Source organism: Haloarcula salinisoli, from assembly GCF_019599405.1.
Classification (GTDB): Archaea; Halobacteriota; Halobacteria; order Halobacteriales; family Haloarculaceae; genus Haloarcula; species Haloarcula salinisoli.
The window spans coordinates 1-3,382 of the sequence record NZ_RKLQ01000008.1 but is presented as its reverse complement, the minus strand read 5'-3'; the positions used below and the strand labels follow the sequence as shown (position 1 = coordinate 3,382).

4 protein-coding genes are annotated in these 3,382 nt (G+C 63.4%); 3 read left to right on the top strand and 1 reads right to left on the bottom strand.

Features of this window, described 5'->3' with window-relative positions; translation table 11 throughout:
* The first annotated feature begins 423 nt into the window (after positions 1-423).
* Positions 424-1,617: a hypothetical protein gene (locus tag EGD98_RS20700; protein WP_220590262.1), complete on the top strand. Its 1,194-nt coding sequence runs from the start codon at positions 424-426 to the stop codon at positions 1,615-1,617.
* Here EGD98_RS20700 and EGD98_RS20695 read toward each other — a convergent pair.
* On the bottom strand, positions 1,614-1,994 hold the full coding sequence (locus EGD98_RS20695) for a hypothetical protein (protein ID WP_220590261.1): 381 nt from the start codon (positions 1,992-1,994) through the stop codon (positions 1,614-1,616). The two genes, EGD98_RS20700 and EGD98_RS20695, sit on opposite strands and share 4 nt — an antisense overlap.
* A 57-nt stretch (positions 1,995-2,051) precedes the next feature.
* On the opposite strand from EGD98_RS20695, the gene EGD98_RS20690 reads away from it, so the two are divergent.
* Together EGD98_RS20690 and EGD98_RS20685 are read left to right on the top strand one after the other, a co-directional pair.
* Complete coding sequence (locus tag EGD98_RS20690) at positions 2,052-2,639, top strand: hypothetical protein (protein ID WP_220590260.1); 588 nt, start codon at positions 2,052-2,054, stop codon at positions 2,637-2,639.
* A gap of 3 nt (positions 2,640-2,642) precedes the next feature.
* A complete protein-coding gene (locus EGD98_RS20685) occupies positions 2,643-2,819 on the top strand; it encodes a hypothetical protein (RefSeq protein WP_220590259.1) in 177 nt (58 codons plus the stop codon).
* The last annotated feature ends 563 nt before the right edge of the window (positions 2,820-3,382 follow it).

The following is a 3,382-nucleotide window of genomic DNA, read 5'->3' as shown; positions in this document are numbered from 1 at the left end:
TCACCACGAAACCGATTGGTGCCCGGTTTCCGTACACGGTCCTTCTCAGTCCGGCGAGAAAGGCTTTGCGCCTGAATCGGCCCGGTTGGCTCGGTTGCCCTCGGAAGTCCATGAGCGGCGACTGTGGCCGGCCCACCAGCCGACAGGAGGGAGCGAGTCGGGTGAGCGGAGCGAACCCGTCTTCGCGAGGCCCGTGGGACCGGGCCGAGCGGCGAGCGACCGTATGGAGGGAGGACCGACCGGGACGACCGACCTCCCCGGCGGTGGCGGTCGCGGTCGTCGTCGAGGCCACCAACCAGCCGGTAGTTTCGCGCCAGTCCGACCCCGCCTCTCAGGAACCTGCCTACTACGCCGCTTTTCGGGGTCAGCGCGCTTACTGACGGGCAGCAGCAGCCGTGAGACGGTAGAATCGGGGGTGAGCGGATGAGTGTAGCTGGTGACGACCACGGAGAAATCCGGCCAGAGCCGCCGAAGACGTTCTACGAGGGCGTTGTAGACCTGCCGGGGTACGGTGACGCGCCGAACCGCTGCCGAGCGATGACGCCAGTCGGGTTCTGCGAGGAGGGCCACACCGTACTCGGCCGGTCGTCGTGTGGCACGCGCTACTGTCCCGACCACTGGCGGGACTGGTGCGAGGACGCGGTGGTGAACATGGTCGCGCAGCTGGCCGCGTACCGATACGCGCAGGAGATGGGGCCGGGGAAGCGACTCTGTCACGTTGTCGCCTCACCGCCGCAGGACCGGCGGTACTCGGCCCGGTCGTTGTGGGAGACGCGCAGCGAGGCGTACGACGCCCTGGAGGCGGCCGGTGTCCGTGGCGGGGCGACGGTGACGCACCCGTACCGGACGAACGAACGCGGCGACCTGCTGTACCAGACGGCGAAGGAGAACGGCGACCTCGCCGACGGTACCGGGAAGTGGCGTTTCCTCCGTGAGGTGTCTGAGGACTTCGAGGACCTGACCCGGTACATCGAGGCGGCCCCGCACTACCACGCGCTGGCCGCCGTCGAGGACGTGGACGGTGAGGCGGCACCGGGTGGCTGGGTCGTGAAGCGGATTCGGACCTTCGATGCGTTCCACCCGAGGGACCAGAAAGCGTACAGAGACATGGCAGCGACGGCGTACTACACGCTGACGCACGGCGCGAACCAGCAGGGCCGCTCAACGACGACGTACTTCGGAGAAGTCCACTCGTTCACGCCGTCGGAGGAACTGACGGCGACGATGTGGGAGCGGATTCAGATGGAGGCGGAGAAGGCGGTGAAGGAGATCGAGCCCGATGAACCGGTGGCTGCCGAGGAAGGCGAAGGCATCAGTGCCGGACCCGACGAGTGCCCGCACGACGGTTGCGGGTCGGAGGTCATCGACGTGTACTACCTCCGTGAGTATCTCGAAGATGACGAGTGGGCGAGCAAGGTGAAAGCGGCGGGTAGAGGACGCGAGCGGTGGCTTCGGCTGAAGGGCCTGCTGTACTGGTGGGACGAAGGAGGGGACCGGCCCCCGCCGTCGGTCCAGGGGAACGAGAAGAAGCTACGGAACTGGCTCGAAGTGAAGGGCGAGTCGGTGACGCCGGAGAGCCGACAGGTCGGACTCTCGGCGGCTGTGATGGGCGATTAGTCGCTGCCGGGGTCGGGAAACCGACTGTCCCGGTACGGCTTCATCACCTTGTCCATCTGGACGTAGAGGGCGTCAGCGTACGCCACGAACTCGTCCCCGTACTTCTCCGGCTCGACGATGGTCACGAACTCATCGGGCTCTAGGTCTTCCTGCCGTGGGCTCAGTAGGGCACGAAGTAGGCGAAACACCTCGTCTGGGTCGAAGACCTCAGTGTTGTCGATGAGTGGCGACTCTGCTACTTCGACCAGTTCGCTCAGTGCGAGTTCAGAACTTTCTCTGAGCGAGTACTTCAGGTGTCTTTCTGCTGAGTCGCTACCGTCGTACTCGCCAGCGAGGTAGTCACGGCGCCGGTCAGTCAGGAAGGCATTTTCGGCCATGTTAGACTGAGAGTTCACGCAGCCACTAAGTTGTTAGGCTTCATATTCGCATATTACATGGCAACTGCTGATACACCTGCTGGGGACGGTGGGCCGAAGTGTGCCCGCGATTTCGTGGAGGAGAAGCTTCAGGAAGCCGATTCTCCCATGGCTCCGGCAGAACTGGCGGAAGAGTACGGCTGTACCAACGGACATGTCCGAAATCTCCTGTCCGACCTCCGCGATGAGGGGGAGGTTGAACGGGTCGCGCACGGCCAGTATGCGGCCGTGAGTGACGAAGAGGCGGGTGACGCTGCGGAGGGACTGGCGGACCTACAGGCGGACTCAGCGGGAAATGCGCAGGAGGAGACCGAGGCCACAGAGCCGGAGGAAACGGCGCAGGAAACCCCCGAACCCACGGGTGGGCAAGCCCCCTCGGAGGACCGCGATACCGAGGATTCGGAGCTCCCAGAGACCGCTGAGAGCATGGGTGTCCCCCTCCCCGTGTCGGCAAACGCTGTTCTCGTCGGGGCGGCGCTGTTCCTGGTGCTGGCGCTGTGGTGGCGGTCGCGGTCGTCGGGCAGCTCGGGCAGCTCGTCGAGTCCGTCGACGTCGACGACCGAGGAGACCGAGGAAGATGAGGAAGACATCCCGCTCTTCGACTGAACCATGCAGGACCCGAAACCCGCGAATATCAGCGGCTCGAAGACTGTGACCCACAGCTACACGCACCGAATCGACTGGGGTTACGTCGCCGCTGGTGTCGGTATGCTGGCGATAGCGTTCGTGGCGTACCGTATCTTCGGCCCTGACCCAGAAGACGACGAGAGCGGCCCACTCGCCTGACGTAGCAGGTTTTATCATGCACCAGAAGAACGTATCACACAGCACAGGAAGTCCGTACACGACTCTCTCCGGGTCGTGGAATGGACGGGGTGAAGCAACACCCCGACACTGTGCGCTCAAGCCATGAACGCAAGCAAACCTACCCCATCCAGTGGGGAGAGTGTTTCGGACGAACAGCTACCGGACGACTTCGAGCAACTGCTGATTGATGAGGTGAACGCCTGTCGCCTTCTTCTGAATGAAACTGTCGAGCAAAACGTACAGTTACAGGATGTAGCCGTCCGTATTCGGGAGGTTCGGGCGCGAATTGCATACCTCGAACGACAGCTACCAGTCACTCAATCATTGAATCAATCAGCGGCGGGGCTTAACCCAGATGCCGCTGAAGGAGGGTGTAGCAACTCAGAAACGTGAACGAAGTGACGGAGAAGGACCGTCACCACGAAACCGATTGGTGCCCGGTTTCCGTACACGGTCCTTCTCAGTCCGGCGAGAAAGGCTTTGCGCCTGAATCGGCCCGGTTGGCTCGGTTGCCCTCGGAAGTCCATGAGCGGCGACTGTGG

What these genes read in the sequence shown, in the direction of transcription:
- EGD98_RS20690 (WP_220590260.1), top strand. Translation starts at nt 2,052, where the DNA reads ATGGCAACTGCTGATACACCTGCTGGGGACGGTGGGCCGAAGTGTGCC.
- EGD98_RS20700 (WP_220590262.1), top strand. Translation starts at nt 424, where the DNA reads ATGAGTGTAGCTGGTGACGACCACGGAGAAATCCGGCCAGAGCCGCCG.
- EGD98_RS20695 (WP_220590261.1), bottom strand. Translation starts at nt 1,994, where the DNA reads ATGGCCGAAAATGCCTTCCTGACTGACCGGCGCCGTGACTACCTCGCT.
- EGD98_RS20685 (WP_220590259.1), top strand. Translation starts at nt 2,643, where the DNA reads ATGCAGGACCCGAAACCCGCGAATATCAGCGGCTCGAAGACTGTGACC.